This window comes from Sphingomonas sp. ID1715 (assembly GCF_013044515.1).
In the GTDB taxonomy this organism is placed as follows: domain Bacteria; phylum Pseudomonadota; class Alphaproteobacteria; order Sphingomonadales; family Sphingomonadaceae; genus Sphingomonas_B.
The window spans coordinates 148,642-168,165 of the sequence record NZ_JABEPR010000002.1; the positions used below are offsets into that span (position 1 = coordinate 148,642).

The following is a 19,524-nucleotide window of genomic DNA, read 5'->3' on the forward strand; positions in this document are numbered from 1 at the left end:
TCCTTGAGGCTCGGCCATGCGAGGAGAAAGATGGTGCTCGAGAAGAAACCGACCGCTCGGTCGTACGTCACCGACGCGCGAACCGCCGGTAGGTAGAAGCCTTCTGCGACGTCGTCTTCGGGCTTGTGATAGGCCCGCTTGAAATCATGATCGCGGAGCCGGCCCATCAGGCGCGGGCCATGCGGTCGCGAGTTATCTCCACGCGGCGGACCAAGGCATCCGCCAAACGCGCCGGTGGACAGGCGAGCAAAGTCTCGGTGACGGCATCGCCGCCCGCAGGCCGCAGCCTTCGCTCCTGCTCGGCAATCTTCCCGGCGGTCGCTTCGATGATGGTGGTCGCCTTAACCTGCACATTCCGCGACCAGGCGAAATCGGTGTAGAGCCCGGCGTCCCAAAGGACGAACACATCCTCCTCCGCCGCGTAGCCCGCCAGCAGGACGATACGGCCGCCGGTCTGGTCGAAACTAGCACGCTGACCGCGCTTCTGACCGGGAACAATCAGCTGCACCTTGTGCTCGCCGACAGGTCTGCCGCCCGGCGGCCGCGTCGCATTGAAGATATACAGGCGCACGCGCGAGGGTAGCGGCGTAGCAAGGTCCGCCTCGAGTGGCTTGTGCTCGAGATCGGTGTGCGACCGCACCCCCGCACCAAGCGCCCTGATAAAACGCCGATGGAGCTCCGCCTGAGGAACGCGCTCGGTCAGTAGGTTCATGGCTTGCCCGGTATCATCTTGCCCGGGCAGTTCGTCGGGAACCGGAGCCGGGGGAATGGCACCATGCGGCGACTGCGAGATGCCGCCCATGATCTCGGAGGTAATCGCCTGAACATTCGCTCCCGCGGCCACGCTGGCGAGCCAATGTTCGAAGTGATCGCGGCGCAGTCGCCATTGGCCACGAAGCTTGAAGCCGGGCAGTTCGCCGTCGGCAAGCATTGCTGTGACCGTGCGCTCGCCTAGCTTCAGGCGAGTCGCCACGTCACGAATGGTCAAAATATCATCCAATTCGAGTAGCCTATCCTGCCAGCTAACGCCATTTTTCCGCATACTGCACAGCTTAATAAGCTGTGAGTCAGCTAAATAGCAGCTAGAGTCAAGCTACGCGCTTTCGAGTGCGGCCCGCACCTCATGGAAATTGGGAAACTCGGTGTGCCCTTCTGACATGAGCCGCCGCATCACTTCAGCGTGCACACCTTGCACGCCTCTGGCCGCGACGTCTGGAATGGCGGTGGCGTCCCCGACAAGCCGGACCAGGTCGATTTTGCCGTTTGGTGCTGCGCGTTCACCTCTCGCGACTTCCGGCTTGCGCAGATTCATCACGACGTCGAAGTGAGCGACGTTCTCCTCGCCGTCTCGGCCTTTGTATCCCTTATGACTCTGCTGTTTGCGATCCAGCGAGGCCGCCTCGTGAAATTCGAAGCCGGCCGACGAAGCTGCCTCGCTGAGCGACCGCCACACCTTGCTGTCGGTGTTATGGAAGACGACCGTGGCCCAGCCACCTGGCTTGAGGACGCGCGCTATCTCCGCCAGCGAACCGGCCATCAATTCCGAATAATCCGCGAGCGTCTTTCCGCCATCGGTGGGCAAAAGCGACCTGTTCACTACGGCTTCCAGAGCCGGGTCGGTGACCCGTCCGAGCCAAGCCTCCCAGATCAGATTGCAGTCGGCATAGAAGATGTTCGAACCGAAAGGCGGATCGGTAAACACGTAGTCGATACTGCCATCTGGTATCCGCGAAAGATCAGTGGCGCTGCCGGACATCACACGGGGCGGCTCGGCCGCCGTGGGCTTGAACGCGGCATAGTACGAGCGCAGCTGCCCGATCTTCTTGCGAAGCACATGCAGCACATTCACTTCCGCCGAGAGCTGAGGCACGTAAAGCGTCCCGGTGAGTGGCCTGTGTCCGCCACGTGCATTGAACCGCCGCATCTTCGTTCCGTGCCAAGCGGTGTTCGTGAACGCGAACGCCAAGGCGGCCCGCAGTCGCTCGTCGGGTTCGGTTTGGATCGCCTTCCACAGTACCGAGAGCGCCAGCCGATTCCGATCGGTGTACATGTCCCGGACAGAACGGATTCCCTGGAGATGGAGCGCGCACCGCTGGTACATTTCGCGATCAGCGCCGAGCGGAACATCAGGGAAAGCCGCGTCTGTTGTTTGCGACGCGTACCGTTCGGCATCCTCGCGATCCTGTTCGGTGGCCGCTCGCTCACCGCGGCCCCCGTTTGGACGCTCGAACGAGATGAGCGCCGGCTCGTTGTCGATCACTTTGAAATGCCTGCGGTCGGCGCGGTGATCGCAGCTCGGACATTCAGTCTCGCGGGTCATGCGCCCCGTCTTTCGATCAACCGTGTCCCACAAGAGGAAATCAGCATGACACTGTGGGCAACGGTGCCGCGTACTCCAAAGCGTCCACCTGATCGACGCCGGCGCCCCAGTTTCGTCACGGGTCGCATAAAAGCGGTCGAAGTCGCTCTTTACGGCAGCGGCAACCCTGTCGAATGCGGCCTCGAGCGCGTCTCCGTCACAGGCGTGTGTATGATTCCACGCCAAGTGCACTGCGGCGGTCGAAAGATCGTTGAGGATCGCACGCCGTCCTGCGAGCGCTGCTGCCACCCCAGTCATTCCCGAGCCGCAGAACGGGTCGAGCACAACGTCCCCGGGCTTTGAGAAGTGTTCGATGAACGGCAGGATCGCCTCTGGAGGCACCTTGGTGTGGTAGCTGTGAGCGTTATAAAACGCCGTATTGCGTGAACCGGGGACCATTCTCCTGCTCGGCGGCGCAGCGGGCGAAGACCCGCCTTTGCTGGCCGGCAGCGGCTCGTCGGACAGATAGCCGGCGACGAAATCAGTCATCTTCTCCGCAACCGTCGGCGGACCGAGCTTGGCGCGCCTGGCCTCGATCCCATCGATGGTAATTCCGGATGCCGAAAGATCCGCCTGGAGCACATCACGCAGCACCGCCGTGTACAGATGGTCTTGATCTGTGGCGCCTTCGACCAAGGCCCGCTGGATAGACGCGTCGATGAAAGCGGCTGGTGCGCCCTCCCGCTTTCGAGCCGGACGTGACCGGTGAGCAAGCGTAAGGGTTAGATCCAGCCTCGTGACCCGCTCCTGCCCGAGCTGACCCTTGACCCCCTTGATTGACGGCTGCCCTTTGTTGAGCACGTGGACGCTTCGCGTTTCCAGTCCTGCGTCGGAAAGCGCGTCCTGAACCTCGGTCCAGACACGGTCATCCGTGTTCGAGAAGGCGAGCACGCCGGCACCGCCCCTGCGCATAATCCTGGCGGCTTCGCCGAAGGCTTTGGCCATCAGATCACCGTAAAGGTCCAAGTCCTTGCCGCCGGACGCGCGGGGTCGCCGCTGATTCACAACGATCTCGTTCGTCTGATCCGTTTGCGCTCCAAGCCAAGCGTCCCAGAGCAGTGAACTGTCGGCGTAGAAGATGTTCGACCCGAACGGCGGATCCATGAAGACTAGGTCAACGGCCTGGTCCGGGATGCAGCTCAGATCGGTCGCCGAGCACTGGAAGACCTGCGCCTGCGCGCTGATGCCTTGCCGAGTCTGGAAGAACCGCAGCACGTCGGCCGCTTTACGCCTAAACAGACTAAGGACGTTCCACTCATACCGCAGCGACGACACATACATCGTGCCGGTCATCACGTTGGTCGGCCGCTTGGCATTCCACTGGTATCGCTTCGAAGCGCGGTTCACGCAGGCCGTGAAGGCGAACAACAGCGCCTCGCGGATGCGGCCCTCAGCGACCTGGATGATCGAATGTCGGATCGCCGCAAGCGCGTGGAGGTTTCGCTTCGTGTAGAAGCTCGCTGCATCACTGATACCCATCGCTGAATGAGCCGAGCGCCACATCTCGCGATCAGGCCCAAACGACACCGAGGGTATCCAGTAGGGTATGGTCGTCGCACTGATCTCGTCGATCAGGGCCAGTTCGGCAGCGGTGGGCTCATGTGACGTCATCCGTTTTCCGGACTTCGAAACATGCGTCTGCACCGGCGTCTCGCCGACCCAGATGAGACCACTTTTCTCGAGCGTCGATTTGCATCTGGGGCAAACGAGCTTCTTGCCGAGCCCTTTATGCAAAGCGTCCCAATAGCTGATGTGGGCAGCGCAGCCATTGCAGGCGAAGACATCACTCCACACAGTATATTCGATCCGTTCGCCCTGGCTTCCGATCGGTACGTATAGCCAGTCAATGGTCGGCTTCACGTCGCGCTCAACCTTCAGAAGCGCTTCCTTGAAAGCAGTCGGGTCGCAAGGCGCGGTGTAGTTGCGCGCAATGTGCACGGCTGCCGGCGAGAGATCGGACAGCAGGGCGTTGCGGCCAACATTAAGCGCGGCCACACCTGTCATTCCCGATCCGCAAAACGGGTCGCTAACCAAGTCCCCAGGGTTGGTGAATGCTTCGATGAACGGCGTGATCGCCGAGGGAGGCACCTTCGTATGATAGCTGTGAGCACGATAGGTCGTGCTGGCTTTGCTGACATGGATCAGGGGCGGAATCGTCGTCCCGTTTCCTACCCCGCGCCGTTGACGCGAATTTGACGAGGGAATGACCTCTGGCCGCGTCGGATAAACGATCGCGTCCTGCTCGGCCCACACCCTAACGGCCGCCGTAACTGCGGTCGCATCTGTCTCTATGGCACCTTGGACGTCCTTAGGCAGGCGTCCGGCTTGGAGGAGTAGCAACTCGGCCGGAAGACCGAGGATCGAACTCAGATTTGAAATCTGCTCTTCTGTAGGCACTCGTTTGCCGCTCTCGACGAGACTCAGATAGCTCTTGTCGACGCCGATCTGAGCCGCCAATGCGGACTGCGAAATCCCCATCGCCTTGCGCCGCTGCTGTATGTGTGAACCTGCCGAACTCATCGCGCCCTCCGATGAGAACAAAGTGCGTCCGTTGACAAAATTAGTCAACAGACGGAGTGGAAATTTCCACCCTTTCGGGGTTCGGCATTCTCCAGCAGTATGATGAACTCGCGCCCTTGGTTTCTCTAACCGACTTTGCCAGTTCAGGTCGGTAAAGACATTCAAGACGTTATCTGAAATCAAACGGCATGTGATAGGCGGCTCGATAACCGGGGGGCGGAACCCGATATCGAGTGGTAGAAGTTTGTTTTTAGGGGGAAACGTGGCCAACGCTAACGCTGCCGTATTACGGAGTGGGATGGATATATGGTCTAGCGGCCTCGTCCATTCAGCTGAGACCGATATTCTGCGTCTCCAGCAGATTCTGCGCGAGAGCTATGCCTCGGGCTTCACTATCTTCAAGGAACTGCTCCAGAACGCCGAAGATGCCGGGGCCCGCCACATGGTTGTCGCCGGTCACAGCGGCTTTGACGGCGCCGTCAATCCTTTGCTGCGAACACCTGGCCTGATCGTAGCCAATGACGGAAAGGTGTTCGCCCGGCATATGGAGGCGATTACTCGCGCAAGCGGCGGCAGCAAGGCGGATGAACGCTCGGCCGTAGGGCGTTTCGGTCTGGGTCAGAAATCAGTCTATCACCTATGCGACGCATTCATCGCGCTTGGCCGGGTGGAGGACCAGGAAGGCCGGCCGCAAACGCTGATCATGAACCCATGGGAACACGTCGCCGAAGCGGATGCCGCGCATCGCGACTGGCCCAAACTCTCCGCCGCCGAAGGGCAGATGCTGCTCGATAAGACAGCGGCGCTTGGCATCAACCGGGGCATGGTACTGTTCCTGCCGCTGCGCACGGCCAGCCTGCGCCCTGGGGTGGCCTTGTGCCTGTCAGATACGAACTGGAAACCGGATAGCGCCATCGACGATATCCTCGCCGGCGAGGAACTAGCCGCGACCCTGTGCTGCCTGCGCAATCTGGAAAGTATAGAGATCATTCCGATCGCGGGCGAGGGGCGCAGGATTTCGATGCGCGGCGGCGCGCGACGCTTATCGGGCCCGGGTGTGGAAGGCGCGCCAGATATCGGCGGTCAAGTCGATGGTGCCGGTTTCGAGCTGACCTTTAGCGGACGCCAGCAGTGGGAACCGGATGGACAAGCCGCCCAGCTGCTGAAGGCAGATGGATGGGACAAGGTGTTCGACATCCACGGCAAGCACATTCCGCCGAAGGCCAATCCGCACGGAGCTGTGATCCTTTGCCGTTCGGCCGCCCGGGAGGGAACGGGCCAGTTGCGATTGCGCAACGCGGTGTACTTGCCGCTGGGTACACCTCTGTTCACCGAGCCACTCGAACGCGGTGCCTGCAATATCGATGTGCTGGTGCACGGCTATTTCTTCGTGTCCAGCGACCGGCGCAAGCTGCGCGACGACGATCATATTGAGACCCGTTGGAACCAGGCCCTGCGCCGCGAAGTTGCGCTACCGCTGCTGCTCGATGCTATGGCGGATGCCTTGCCCGGCTTGCCTGGCGACGCTGAGCGCCATGCTCTAATCCGTGCCCTGCAGCGCACTCCATGGTGGGATGATCACCGAGCTGAGGCTTGCCAAGGCAAGGCGCTTGCCCGGTGCTGGCCGGGTGACAGGTCGGAAAGTTGGCAGGTTTGTTCTGGTGCCTCGCTGCGCCCGGTAGTGAGGGGCGATGTAGCGTCGCTGGCTCGTCTTATGGCCGCCTTTCCCCGCCTTGAAGACTGGTGCCGCGAGAATGAGATCGTTCTGGCTTTCGGTACCGCGCTGGCCGACTCCGATCCGCGTTGGCCGGATGAGCAGCTTGCCGACTTGGTGCGCCTTGCCGGTCCCACGGCTTTTCAGAAGGGCCAAGTGGCCGAAACGCTGTCGGCTGTACTCGAGGCGGCGCAGCCCGGCGAAGCGGCGCGGGCGGCGCTGGCCGAAACCTGCCGCAGCGCCATCGCGATGGTTGAGCAAAGCTTCGCAAGTGCCGAGAAGCTTAAATCGCTCGTTCGGCGCTTGCCGCAGGATCGCATATTTATCCTTCCCCCCAGCGTAGAGAACCGTGAGCTTCTTCGGGCGCTGGCTGCAACGGGAAGGAGCATTCCGGTCAAGGCGTCTTGGGCGGATCAGGGCGGGGCTATGTCTCGGCAGTTGGGGCTGAACGAGACGATTGAATTGTTGGCCGCGACAGAACCCTTCCTCGCGATTCGAGGTGCGGTAGCCCAAGAAGCATCGGCCCTAGTTTCGCATCTCCTGCGCAATGGTCCTCCACTAGATGCACTGGCCGGGGACGCTCGAGCTCGCGAATTGCAGGTCATCCCCGCGCGATTGATGCAGGACGATGCAGATGTGCGCCTGTCTTTGGGTGCTATCGCTGCCCTTAAGCGGCTGGGCCTGCTGTTCGATGCCGCGCCAAATCGGGAACTGGTTGTGCTCGCCGGGGCAGTAGCGTCACCCGCCATATACCGAGTTGGCTTGAAGGATGGCGGTCTTGGGGATCTGGCTTCGGCAAAGAAGGCGGAATCCCTCTTGGCCGTCTTAAGGCAGGCCAATCGTTTTGGAGATCCTGGCAGGTGTGGCGAGCTCGCGGAGCTGCTCGGTCCAGATGCCCCTCGTGACGAATTGCGCCGGCTCGTTGCGCGCGACCCAGCTTTGCCTTCGCATGTCAGCCTAATCGAACTCGATGAGCTCGGCGGGATACTCGACGAACTTGTGCAGGCGCTGTTGCAAGACAGGGAGGATTGCCTCGTCGCCGCCGCTACGACGGCGGAATTGAGAAAGGCCTTGCGCGACCGCATCGGCCTACGTCGGATCGATCTCTCCGAACTAGGAACCTGGCTTCAGGATGCGCAGAGCGGCGGCACCATGCCGCCGATGGACGATGCCAAGGCCATGGCATTGCTCAAGTCGGGTATCGACGAAGATGTTCTGAAAGCGCTGCCTTTGCACCGATCCGATGGGCACGAAGGTCTGCTTTCAGCCACAGACCTGTTCCGCGGTCGCACGTCGGATATCGCGCCCGCGCTCTTGCCCTTTACGCGTCTGGTCGAGCTATGGGGAGATCCGCCAGCAGCCGCGGTTCAGAACAGGCTGATCGCGCGTTGGGGACCTGAAGCGGCAATTCGCACAGCACTGTCCGCGCCAAACCCTAAATGCTTCACCTCGGAAATTGCTGCGGCACTGGGCGAAATTGAGAACCTGCCCGATGACCTGATTGAGGCGCTTCGTCACACGGCGTGGATCCGTGCGGGCGGCAGTGGATGGAGACCAACCAATGTCCTCGACCTGCCTCTGGATGCAGAACATGCACTCGAGAATCTGATTCTTGACCAGGGTGGGCTCTTATTTGCCAGCGCGCTTCCTAGCTGCCTGCGCGACGAGAATGTGCAGCGGCACCTCGGGCGCCTTCAACCCGATCGATCTGAGTCATTTCTCTTGGCCTCCCAGCTTGCGGCTGACCACGGTGCAACCGGGTTGTGCCTCGATGTCGTGGAGCATCTTGACGAGTTGGCGAAGTTGGCGAGGTCGGATGCAGAGCTCGATGCGGAAGCGTGGCCGCTGATCGCTGCAGCCTTGCGCGACGGCATGGCGGATGCGGTCGTTGCAGGAATGGCCGAAGTTTTAAATGCGCCCGCTCGGGCGGGCATCGTTACTCAATTGAATGCGCTGACCAACCTGAGCGGGCTCGGCACAAATGCTGAAGCGGCGCGGCGGCTTTACCGTGCAGCATTTGGCCGAAATCTGGCTGCTTTGACGAATGGGTCCAGCTATCTTCCTGCAGATCTGCACGTTCCGACCGAAGCAGGTGGTTTCGGCAGGGCCGACAGCGTTGCACTAAGTGCAGCGGGGATCGAGTCTTCGGCGCTGGTCGCGCGCGAATACGCGGACAAGCTCGATCAGCCCGAAGATCAGGCGACGCCCTTCAACTCAATCCGAAAGCCCGCAGCGGCTGACTGGCTCAGCGCCATCGAACGCGCCTTCTCTCCGCTCAGCCAGTATGATGTGCGTGACGGAATCCTGCTGGCCCTCGCCATGCTCGGCAGGGATGAGAAGATTCAGGCTCTCGCCGCCAAGTGGGAAGGTCAGCGGTCCTTCCACCGAATCTGCGACGATTTCGACATGCTGGCTGACGAACAGCGCGGCATGGCCAATTCCAATCGAGAGCGGCTCGCTGAATTGCGTTTCGCAGTTGAGTTCCCGGAGCTGGGCCTGGTCAATGTGCGGTCCGCGGCTGGCACGGATTGTACGGTTCCTCTCTCTGGGAAAGGCGACGCCCTGCTGCTGGATTGTATCCCGCGGGGAATCGAGCGCGACGATGCCGGCTATCGACACGTCTACGACCTCGTGATCGGGCCGGTTTCACCGTGCGATGAGGCCGAGGCCCGGCGATTATTGGATCAATTTGTCAGAAAGCTGGCCCTTGCTCTGATGCTGGGTTTCGAGCGGCATAAGGCAGCACTGTCGGAGCTTCTAGCGAGCTATTTTGCCAGCGATCAGCGGACACTCGCAGACACCTGCGCGGAATTGCAGGAGGTACTCCACGATCGCCTCGCCGGCATTAAGACCGGACCTGTGATGCGCGCAGCATTGAATGAGTATCATCGCGACGCGCCTCGCGATCGGGACAAGGCCCGCAATGCACTTTGGGCAGCCGCGCAGTCGGACGAGGGAGCGAGGGAACTCCTCGAAGCCACCCGCCAGAAGATCGACGAGATGGGCTATGCCCCACATCGAGTCTTGTTCGAGCTATACCAGAATGCCGTCGATGCTCAGGCACAGTGGCACGGTAACGGACGCTTCCGCGTCGAAGCTATCTACGATGGCGATGAGGTGATTACCTGTTTGCGGGTGATCCATTGGGGTCGACCCGTCAATCAGCCGGGGAGTGACCCGCTCAAGGCAGAAGAAGAAGGGCATCGCCGCGACCTTTCGAATATGCTCGCCATCAATCACTCTGCCAAAGATGGGGATGCGGTAACCGGTCGCTTCGGCCTTGGATTCAAGACCGCGCACATGCTCGCGGACGAAGTTCGGCTGGCCAGCGGGGGCATAGCCATCCGCATCTTGGGCGGCATGATCCCTACCGACTGGGACGCGGGAGGCAGCACGGTAATCCCATTCCATGACAGGGGACGCAAAGCGACACTCATTGAAATTCCGGTCGCATCTGCTCGATCAGAAGAGGCACTCGAGGCATGGCAATCGTTTCGGGATGCGGCTCCGTTCTTGGCCGCGCTCGGTCAGGATGCATCAATCGAATTGGTGGGCCATGAAGGCGAGACGGTGTTCCGGCACGAGGACCATCGGCTGGTTGATGGCGTAAGCTGGCTGACAATCGATAGCGGTCGCCACCTATTGCGCTTCGATTTGGGGAACGATTTTCGGCTCTATCTGCCTTTCGGACGTAACGGGCCACATGCCTTGCCGGGCGATGTGCCGCAGTTCTGGCACCTAGTTCCGCTCGTGGGCGAACGCCGCCGGGGAGCCTGGCTATTGGAAGGCCGCTTTCCCGTCGATCCCGGTCGTACCCAATTGTCCGGTACGGCCGACGAGAAGGATAGCCGATTTGCCCGACTTGGGCTCGCCCTTGGGCCGCGGATCATTGCCTTTTATGACCGTTGCCTTGCCGATTGGGCAGGCTTTGCGCGCGCTACAGGCTTGGACTTGGAAGGGCGAGAGGATTTCTGGCGAAAGCTCGTGCATCTCTTTGCGCAGGACCTGGCAAGCCAGGGATCCGAGCAATCGCTGCACAAGTCAGGAAATGGGCTTGCTCGGCTATGGGCGGAACGCCCGTTGGTGCCGTTGGCATTTGGCGGCGCGACGCGTGCGGCTGACGTCAAATGGCGCTTGTCGGGATCGCTGGCCGATCGCGGAGCGCTAAGCGCAATCTCGGGTTTGCTCACCGACGACGAACTCAACAATTCGGTTGTCACCGAGGAGACAGGCCAGCTGTTGAGATCAGTCGGGCTACCTTCAGGGCAACGCTTGGATGCAGTTACCTTGGCCGAAGTGCTTGCTGGAGCCGAGGGCATCGACTGCGTGCTAGCGGAGCGACTTTCCTGTCTTTGCGGCGAAGTGGTGTCGCTCGCCATGACCGGTGAGGAAGAATCAGGATTCCGCAAGTTCCTGCGCGAGCGGCTCTGGGTTGCCGAAGATGGAAGCTGGCAGCCAATCCGGCTGCTGGCATTTCCGCAGGGAGATAGCGATGAACAAGAGAGGGCGGCCTTCGCTCCTGCTTCTGGGCGCCTGGCTGCGAACTACGGAGGCGCAGCATTTGACCTCGCGGCCTTCGCACGCGAGCAGGCAGGCCATACGCCGAATGTGTGGGAGAAATGGGCGGAGAGTGCAGGTGACAGCACCGCGCGCCAAGAAGGGTTCATTCGCTATTTGGTCGGCGCGGATGATCGGACTGTTGCTCATCTGGCGAGCGCTGCAAAGTGGCTCCCTGGTGTGGACGAACTGGCGAACTCCCCTCTGCTAGCCGGACTACGACCGGACGAGAAAAACCGACTACTTGCAAAGCTTGGGTATTCCTTCGGCCTGTATCCAAGCCCCGTTGATCCGCCCGCCGCCTGGCAGCCTGATGCTGAGCAGGCGCTCTCGGGTATCGCGCAATGGTGGCGGGAAAATCAGCGCGATCTGCGCCATGCGTATGATCGCGCGGTGTATCCCGAGGACTTTTCCTCCGCGGCCTTGGCTGACGGGAATAAGCCTGCCTGGTTCACCATGCTCTCGCTCGCAACGTTCCAGACTCTGGGGCGGATTAAGCCAGCGCAGTCCCGGCAGTTTGTTGCCAAGGCAATCCAGGATGGCTGGTGGCAGGAACTCGCGACAATCGATCCTTGTGACGAGGAATTGAGGCCTTTTGTCGAACGCCTACGAGCTTGGAGTGATCCGGATGCGGATGAAGGCTACCTGATTTGGCGCAGATGCCTTCCTGATCTGTGCATGATCGCGCGGCATCTCGAGAACTACCAAAGGCTATTCATCAAATTGCCAGCGGTGGTCGTTCAAGAAGGCGATGTAAGCCTGCGCGGGCATTTGCGGCCGGCATTCTCTCACGTTGCCGCTCGCATGGGTATTGAAGCAGCGCCTCTGGCACGATCGCTCGGCATCGGCGCAAACTGGCTCGTACGAGAATTGGCCCGCAAGGGCATCTATTCGCAGGCACAGGCCGAACAGATTATGCCTTACGGGTGGAGCACGGCGGAGCGCGTCCGTCGCCTCGTATATACGCTCGGCCTGGGCCAATTCGAGCGCGGCATTGACGAGGGACGCGTCCTGCATGGCGCAGTTGAACGTCTTATAGGCGGCGACGCTCAATTCGATGGCGATGGTGATCTGCCGTTGCACGTAATCACGCTCGCCAAGCACCGCGATGACCTCGCCTCGATCCTCTACGATGCGGACGTCGAGGAATGGCGGCCGGGTAACGATTGGGACGATACCGACGATGAAGATGCCTGAAGCACTGGCTGCCGATGCGAGGGTGAACCACCCACGTCACGGCATGGGTCAGGTGATCGCAGATGCCGGCGAATTCGTTGTTGCCCGCTTTGGCGCAGCGATCCAGCAGGTCCTGCGCACGGAACTCACGCTCGCTCGATCGCTCAATCAGGCACTGGCGAGCGGCACATTCGATGGAAGTGCGGAAACCTTGATGCGCGCCAGCGCCATGGCGATACGGTCGGTGAACGACCAGTGGGGGGTGTTTTCAAGATCGCGCGTCCAGCTGCTCCCACACCAGCTCTGGGTCTGCCACAAGGTCAACCGGACCTTCCCCTTCAGATGGTTGGTGGCCGACGATGTGGGTCTGGGAAAAACCATAGAAGCTGGTCTTGTGCTCATGCCTTTGGTGGCTCGGGCGCAAATCCGTCGCTTACTCGTGCTGGCCCCTGCGAAACTGGTTCCCCAATGGCAAAAGCGTTTACGCCAGATGTTCGATATCCGCCTCCAGGTCTACGACCGCTCGGTTGATACGCCGGCGGTGGATTTTTGGGATACGGCGAACATGGTGGTCGCATCCGTCCACACACTTCGCCGGGAAGTCGCAGACGGTCGGTCCGAAGGTAGTCGATTTCTCTCCGCTGACCCGTGGGACGCGGTCGTGGTTGACGAGGCGCATCACCTCCATGCCGATGAACGGACTGGAGAGACCCTTTCTTTCCAGCTCCTGCGCGCGCTCGAGGAACGGCACAAGATCCGCTCGCTCTTGCTGTTCACTGGCACCCCGCACCGCGGCAAGGACTTCGGCTTTCTGTCCCTGCTCAGCCTGCTCGATTCGGACCAGTTCGGACCCGAACATGACATCGATGAGCAGTTGAGCAAGCTTCCCGAAGTCATGATCCGCAATAACAAGGCGACGGTCACCGACCTTAAAGGGAACCGGCTCTTCACTCCGGTCACGGTGGAGACGCGCGAATACGCCTTCAGCCCAGAGGAAAGCGCCTTCTACGAAACGTTGAGCAGCTTCATCATCGATGGGCGAGCCTATGCGTCAACCCTCGATGGCCGGGCACAGTCAGCGCGCATGCTCCTGCTTATTGCCCTGCAAAAGCTGGCCGCCAGTTCGATTGCCGCCATTCGCAGCGCTCTGACCAAGCGCCGGGCGAAGCTGGCCGATGTTGCCGAACAGGCACGCGCTCCCTCTCCGACCATAACCGAAGGAGACGAGGACGAGACGTTGGATGATCGCGCCCGAGCTGACGAAGAAGCATGGAGCAAAATGCTCGCCGAGCTGATGGAAGGCGAGATCGCGAGGCTTGATGAACTGCTCGAGTTGGCCGAACCCATCCAGCAAGAGCGAAAGATCGAACGTCTGGTCGATCTCATCGACGGCGAATTGCCCGCTGACGAGCCCGTACTCCTCTTCACCGAATACAAGGCGACCCAAGCTCTGGTCGTCGATGCCCTGCACGCCCGTTTTGGTCACGGCTGCTGTGGATTTATCAATGGCGATGAGCGCTTGGACGAGGTCAACCGGGCAGACGGTTCGCGAGGGCCAAAGAGTTGGTCCCGCGACGCGGCAGCAGAAGCCTTCAACCAGGGCGGCATCCGCTTTCTCGTGTCAACCGAGGCAGCCGGCGAAGGTATCGACCTTCAAGAGCGTTGTGCGACTCTCGTCCATGTCGACATGCCCTGGAATCCGATGCGTCTGCACCAACGCGTTGGCCGGCTGTCTCGCTATGGTCAGACGAGGCCTGTCCAGGTGTTCATTCTGAGAAACCCGGACACGGTCGAGGCGCGAATTTGGGATTTGCTGAACGCCAAGCTGGAGCGGATTCAGCGCGCCCTCGACGAGGCCATGGATGAACGAGAAGACATCAGTCAGCTCGTCATCGGCATGACCGGTCCGAGCGCGTTCGAGAAGATATTTGCGGTCGGGCAGACGCAATCGCGCGAAAGTCTTGACCAGTGGTTCGACCGGGAAGCCGCCACCATTGGCGGAGAAGATCTGGTCGACAAGGTCAAAACGATGCTCGGAAACGTGACCCGCTTCGACTTTGCCCAGGTCGGACGAAATCTCCCGCAAGTCGATCTTCCCGATCTCGAGCGCTTTTTCGCGATGATGATGGAATTCGAAGGCCGGCGCGTGTTCCGGAGGGACGACGGGTTGGATGTCCTGACACCTGAGAAATGGGTCGATGAAGATTACGCAATGCAGGATCGGTACAAAGGCCTGCTATTCGATCGCAACGCCAGCCTGGCAAATCGGGAAGGCCCGACGCGTCTTATGGGGGTGGGGCACACGCTTTTCGATCGTGCTTTGAAGGAAGGAGAGGGCCTGCAAAGCACGTTGGCGATCTGCCTGCGATTGCCCGCACCCTTGCTCATTGCGTCGGTCGAGGACCAGGTCACCGGCCAGGACCATTCGGTTACCAGGATTGTGTTGGGGGCATGGCGGGACCCGGGAGGTCGGACCCACGTCCTGCGTGATTGGGAAGTTCTGCAGATGCTGAACACGTTGGGACGAGCAGACAATCCCAAGCTGCCTTCCTTGAACGGCGAGCAATTGAAGGCACTAGAGGCGGATCTTCTTTCGGCAATGTCGGCAAGCTTGCCGACTGTCGCCGACATGATGACCCGGCCCGGCATCCGTAGTGAGATCATGCTCCTACCGGATCAAGACGACGGTACCTGACCACCATCTCCCGTTTCTGAGGAAAGGCTGCGGGTCTCTCGTGGAGCATGTTTTTCTGGCTTGAGCCCTTGTTTCTGCTATGTTCTGAGGAGAGGTGAGATGAATGCGATCATGACGCAATCCGACTTTGAACGCTCCGATTCTCAGCCCTCCCAGCAGTGGGAGGGACTTGCCGAGATCGATCAGGCCATCCGCGAAAATCGGTTGACCGAATACAGGTGGAAAAAGACCTGGGCTGACCCGTGGGCGAGACGGCTGGGCATCTTCGCGCTCACCCTCTTTGCCATCTTCGCTGGGTTCGTGATCTACTGGGACGTTCTGCGCGGCTGACCTTACCACTTCTTCACGTCGTCAGCTGCCTCGGCACTCGCTCCCCGAGCATCTCTGGTAACGGTATCGAGACGCTCTCGCGCTCCGCCGATCCGCTGCCGCCCAGCCACCTGAACGCGTTCGACCTCATCCCGAATGCCGCCGGGATCCGTTTGCGGCGCGGCTGACGGCATGCTCCCTCCGACCGAAGCTCGGCCTCGAACTGCCTCGGCATCAGAGACGTTCGGTCGCGACACAGCCTGTCCGGGGGTGAGCACCAGACGCTCCTCGATCCCGTCCCGAAGCTGTTCAGCGTAGCTCTCGATGAACTTGGCTTGCAGCGCCTGGCCTTCCGGGCTGAGCTGGAACGCCACATCGTCGAAGCGAGCGTTTCCATAGAAATCCCGATTGCGCTCGACCTCGACTAGTCCCCACTCGCGATAAGCCTGCGATAGGTTCAGGCTCCCGGCCGCGCTGTTCCCTTCAAAGAACGACGCCTGAGACTCCAAACGGTTCGCCAGTTCCTCGGCACGCCGCGCCTCTCGGCTGTAGCTTTGTGCCTCGGTCAGGGAGGCGTTCATGCCGGTCGCTGTCGTCGAGATAGACGAGCTCGACGAGGTGCTCACCGAGCGGGCAAATTCGTCGCGAGTGCTCGACCAGTTCCGGCTGTCAGACATCTGCTGGAGACTGCCCATGATCCGAGAGCGGTCTTCGGAAGCAATGCCAATATCGCTGTCTGTCCACGCCTGATTTCGACCGCCCTTGAGTCCGGCCCCTGCGCTGAACACGCTAGTCTTGCCGCCCACCCCCATCCCCACGGATGCTTCCCCATTCAGGAACCATGCAGTCGTAATGTCGTCGGCGGCACGCCGTGACAGCCCGAACTGCCGCTGTAGGTTGGTGGAGGCCTGGTCGACTTCGCTGAAGGCCGTCTGGATGCTGTCCGAGCTGGACTGGCCTGTGGCGGTCTCAAAGCTGCTGCCGCGGCTGAACTGGTCGCGGAGCTCGCGGAAGCGGGTGACGGCGTTGGTCGTCGATTCGGAGGCGATGTTGGCATAGCTCTCGCTGTTGGAGCGGGCCTGTGATGCCATCGTTGATAGCCGCGACGTGAATTCCTGCCCGAGCGTGGGCGTGAAGGGATAGCTCGAGTTCGGAAGCTGGTCGTAGCTGGCCTCGCCGAAGCTCGTGGTCATCGAACCGGTGTCGCTGAAAGTCCGGGTCTGGCCGGCGCCATAGGTGAAGCTCGGCGCGATCGTGCCTTGCGCGAACTGGCGGGTGAGGACGCTCGAATTCTCGAAGCTGGTGTTGCCGAGCGCGACGTTGCCGGTGCTCGCCTCGCGCGCGGCTTCCTCGGCCGCGTTCTGGCTCGGGTTGAGGTAGCTCGTCGCGTGGTGCGAGATCGCCATCGCGCCCTTCGCGACGCCGCCGGCGAGGAATGGGACCGAGGCGATGAGGTAGCCCGCGAGGGTGCCGATGTCGCTGTTGACGTCGGCCATGCCGGTGAAGCTGGCGAGGCTCAGGCCGTTGGCGCCCGCGACCGCGGTCATGTCGGCCGCGCCCTTCACCATCAGCATCATGTGCAGGATCACGAACAGCGGACCCCAGGCAGCGAGATAGAAGAACCCGGTGACGTAGCCTTTCAGCGCGAGCGGGCCGGTCTTTGGCATCAGGAACAGCGGGAAGAGGACCGGGAACAGCGCGTAGAACAGCACCGTCAGCACGACGTTGAGCAGAGGCACCCACTTCATCGCGTTGCTGGCGATCGAGCCGTAGGTCCGCTCGGTCTGGATGTCGGCGCGGGTCTGCGCATAGACGTCGACATTGCCGGCCCCGCTGCTGCCGGACATCGAGTGCATCGCCTGGCTCATCGCGTTGATAGTGAGCGTCTGCTTGAAGATGTCTGTCGCATTGGCCGAGACGCCGGCGAGGTACTGGTAAGCGATCGGCAGGTCCGCAAACAGCTTGGCTTTGGCGAGCGCGGCGGTCTGGTTCGGGTAGAGCTGCCGCCCGAACACCGTTCCCATGCCGTCGATCAGCCCCGCCCACTGGGCGTTCAGCGCTGTGTAGGCTTCGCGGCAGGTAACGATGCTCGAGCTGACTTGCCCCGACGAGGGGTCGCGCGTGAGGAAGCGCTGTGCGCGGGCCTGGCCCCCTGGCGCGATGGTGGCCCAGATGTCGTTGGTCTCGGCGAGCTGCTTCATCGAATAGCGGCCGAGCAGCACGTCGTAGAACACGCACTGGCGGAAGTGCTCGTCGAGGTTGGCGGCGAACTCGGGATCCGAGATGCGCAAGGACCGCGTCGCGTCGTAGAGCCGCGCCCCGTAGATCATCCCGTTCTTCGAATAGTTGAGGTCGCCGGGCAGGCCGAAAACCACCTCGGCCGACCCGGTCAGATAGTCGCCGACCTGGCTGGTGAAGCTCGCCATCAGCGCAAGGCCGAGCGGCACGTTGCTGACGTTGGCGGGGGCGAGGCCGGGGTTGAGGCGGTCGGTCACATGGACGTCGAGCCGCGGCACCATCAGGCACGAGTAGATCAACGTGGCGCCAAGGAACCAGTTGATCCACGCGCGCCAGTCCTGGTTGAACGCGAGCGTCAGCGCGGATAGGCCGAGCCCCATCACCAGCACGACCTGGATCAGGCTCTTGTAGCCGCCGTTGCCCGTCCACGCCGCGACCGCCTGGAAGACGTTGACGAGATAGTCCCCGCCGCCGACCGTGAAAATCTCGACCATAGTCCTGGCTCCCGCCTTCTGGCGCGCTGGTGTGGCTCAGTGTGTCAGGGCGCGGGTCTGGACGCCGCGCGACCAGTCGAGCGAGGCGGCCATGCCGGGCGACATCGAGGCGGCGAGGACGTTCTCGATGAACGCCGTCTTCTCGATGATCTGCATGATCGCATTGACCTTGAGGTGCGTGTTCGCCTGGCGATCGGCGAGCGCCTGGCGGACCGTATTCACCTGGCCCTGCCACATCGCGATCTTGGCTTCGTCGGCGCCGATGAAGCTCGACATCGAGCGACCGGCTTCGCTGACGATCCGGTCGAGCACCGCGAAGAGGAGGTCGACGCTGGCAATCTCGGCGAGCGTCTCGCGATCGTCGGTCGGCATACCGCGACCGTAGGCGGCCTGCACGGTGAGGATCTTGTAGAGCGGCACCGAGGCCACCTGCAGCAGCTCCTTCTGCCCCTCGGTGATCGCGGTGTCGTCGCGGATCGCCTGGACCATGCCGGCAATCAGCCCGGCGACGCGCGGGCGCAGCGCCTTGGATGCCGGGACGCTGAGGGTCTTGAACGTGGGATTGAGGCACTGGTCGGGCTCGTCGCAGTCGAACACCTTGACGGTGCTGCCGGCCGTGCCGTCGAGCAGCGCGGTCACCAGCGTCGAGGAGGAATCGCCGGCAAACGGCACGAATTTGCCCGCTTCGTCGTCCTTCGGCGGCACGTAGATGATCGTGCCGATCAGCGTCATCGCATATTCGGCGAGCTCGCGATCGAAGGTGCCGTTCGGCGAGAAGAAGGCCGACTTCTTGAGGATGGTCCAGGTGTAGTTGCGCGCCACCGCCGGGTTGACGTCGGCATACTCGCCGTCGCCCTGCGCAGTCGTGCTGGCGCGCTGGCCCTTGGTGCCGCAGCCGTGCTTGGCCGCGGCATAGTCGGTGAAGATTCCCTCGGAATTGCCGATCGCCTCGCAGATCGCCTTGTCGGCAAGGTCGCCCTTCGGCCAGACGCCGCCGACCAGCCCCTGCGCGAGCTCGCAGCTGTTGATGTTGAGATTGTTCATGAGCTGAGCCTTCTGGCTGAACTCCTGCATGATCTTCGAGCACTCGGGACAGACGGTGTCGATCGCCAGGCTGAAGGCGAACCCCACGGCATTGTTGGCGACGGCCTTCAGCATCGCGACGAGCTCGCTCGCGTTGATGAAGCTGAAGGAGCCGGCGAAGATGTCGATGCCGCCGCAGCCCGCACGCGCCCGCGGCAGCTGCAGATTGGCGATGTTCGTCGTCTTCTGCGGAAAGCGCGTCCAGACATTGCCCAGGCTGTAGTAGCCGGCGGACTGGCCCTCGAATGCGGTCGGTCCGTTGATGTTCGAGGCGCCGCCCACGTCCTTCAGGAACGCGTCCATCGAGCTGCCGACATCGGCCTGCGCCGAGGCGACGGGCAGGGTGATCGCCAGCAGCGCGGCGACCATGCGCTTCATC

7 protein-coding genes are annotated in these 19,524 nt (G+C 61.7%); 3 read left to right on the plus strand and 4 right to left on the minus strand.

The genetic code is table 11. The annotated features are described in order from the left end of the window. Nucleotides 1–166 precede the first annotated feature (166 nt). Together HJG53_RS05635 and HJG53_RS18335 are read right to left on the minus strand one after the other, a co-directional pair. Nucleotides 167–1,000 carry a helix-turn-helix domain-containing protein gene (locus HJG53_RS05635; protein ID WP_254447569.1) on the minus strand — a complete coding sequence of 278 codons (834 nt, stop codon included), beginning with the start codon at nt 998–1,000 and terminating at the stop codon, nt 167–169. A 93-nt stretch (nt 1,001–1,093) separates the two neighbouring features. Continuing rightward, on the minus strand, nt 1,094–4,879 hold the full coding sequence (locus HJG53_RS18335) for a DNA methyltransferase (RefSeq protein ID WP_217352664.1): 3,786 nt from the start codon (nt 4,877–4,879) through the stop codon (nt 1,094–1,096). Between the two features lie 298 nt (nt 4,880–5,177). On the opposite strand from HJG53_RS18335, the gene HJG53_RS05650 reads away from it, so the two are divergent. The 3 genes from HJG53_RS05650 to HJG53_RS05660 all read left to right on the plus strand — a co-directional run bounded on the left by HJG53_RS05650 (nt 5,178) and on the right by HJG53_RS05660 (nt 15,351). Next, a complete protein-coding gene (locus HJG53_RS05650; protein WP_171128470.1) occupies nt 5,178–12,347 on the plus strand; it encodes a sacsin N-terminal ATP-binding-like domain-containing protein in 7,170 nt (2,389 codons plus the stop codon). Next, nucleotides 12,340–15,021, plus strand: coding sequence for a DEAD/DEAH box helicase (locus HJG53_RS05655; protein ID WP_217352665.1), 2,682 nt, complete (start codon nt 12,340–12,342; stop codon nt 15,019–15,021). The genes HJG53_RS05650 and HJG53_RS05655 overlap by 8 nt, the downstream gene beginning before the upstream one ends. A 99-nt stretch (nt 15,022–15,120) precedes the next feature. Beyond that, nucleotides 15,121–15,351 carry a hypothetical protein gene (locus tag HJG53_RS05660; RefSeq protein WP_171128474.1) on the plus strand — a complete coding sequence of 77 codons (231 nt, stop codon included), beginning with the start codon at nt 15,121–15,123 and terminating at the stop codon, nt 15,349–15,351. 2 nt (nt 15,352–15,353) lie between these two features. Here HJG53_RS05660 and HJG53_RS05665 read toward each other — a convergent pair whose 3' ends face one another. After that, on the minus strand, nt 15,354–18,062 hold the full coding sequence (locus tag HJG53_RS05665; RefSeq protein WP_171128476.1) for a conjugal transfer protein TraG N-terminal domain-containing protein: 2,709 nt from the start codon (nt 18,060–18,062) through the stop codon (nt 15,354–15,356). A gap of 36 nt (nt 18,063–18,098) precedes the next feature. Continuing rightward, entirely contained in the window at nt 18,099–19,523 is a 1,425-nt protein-coding gene (locus HJG53_RS05670; RefSeq protein WP_171129633.1) for a conjugal transfer protein TraH, read from the minus strand. Nucleotide 19,524: the final 1 nt, after the last annotated feature.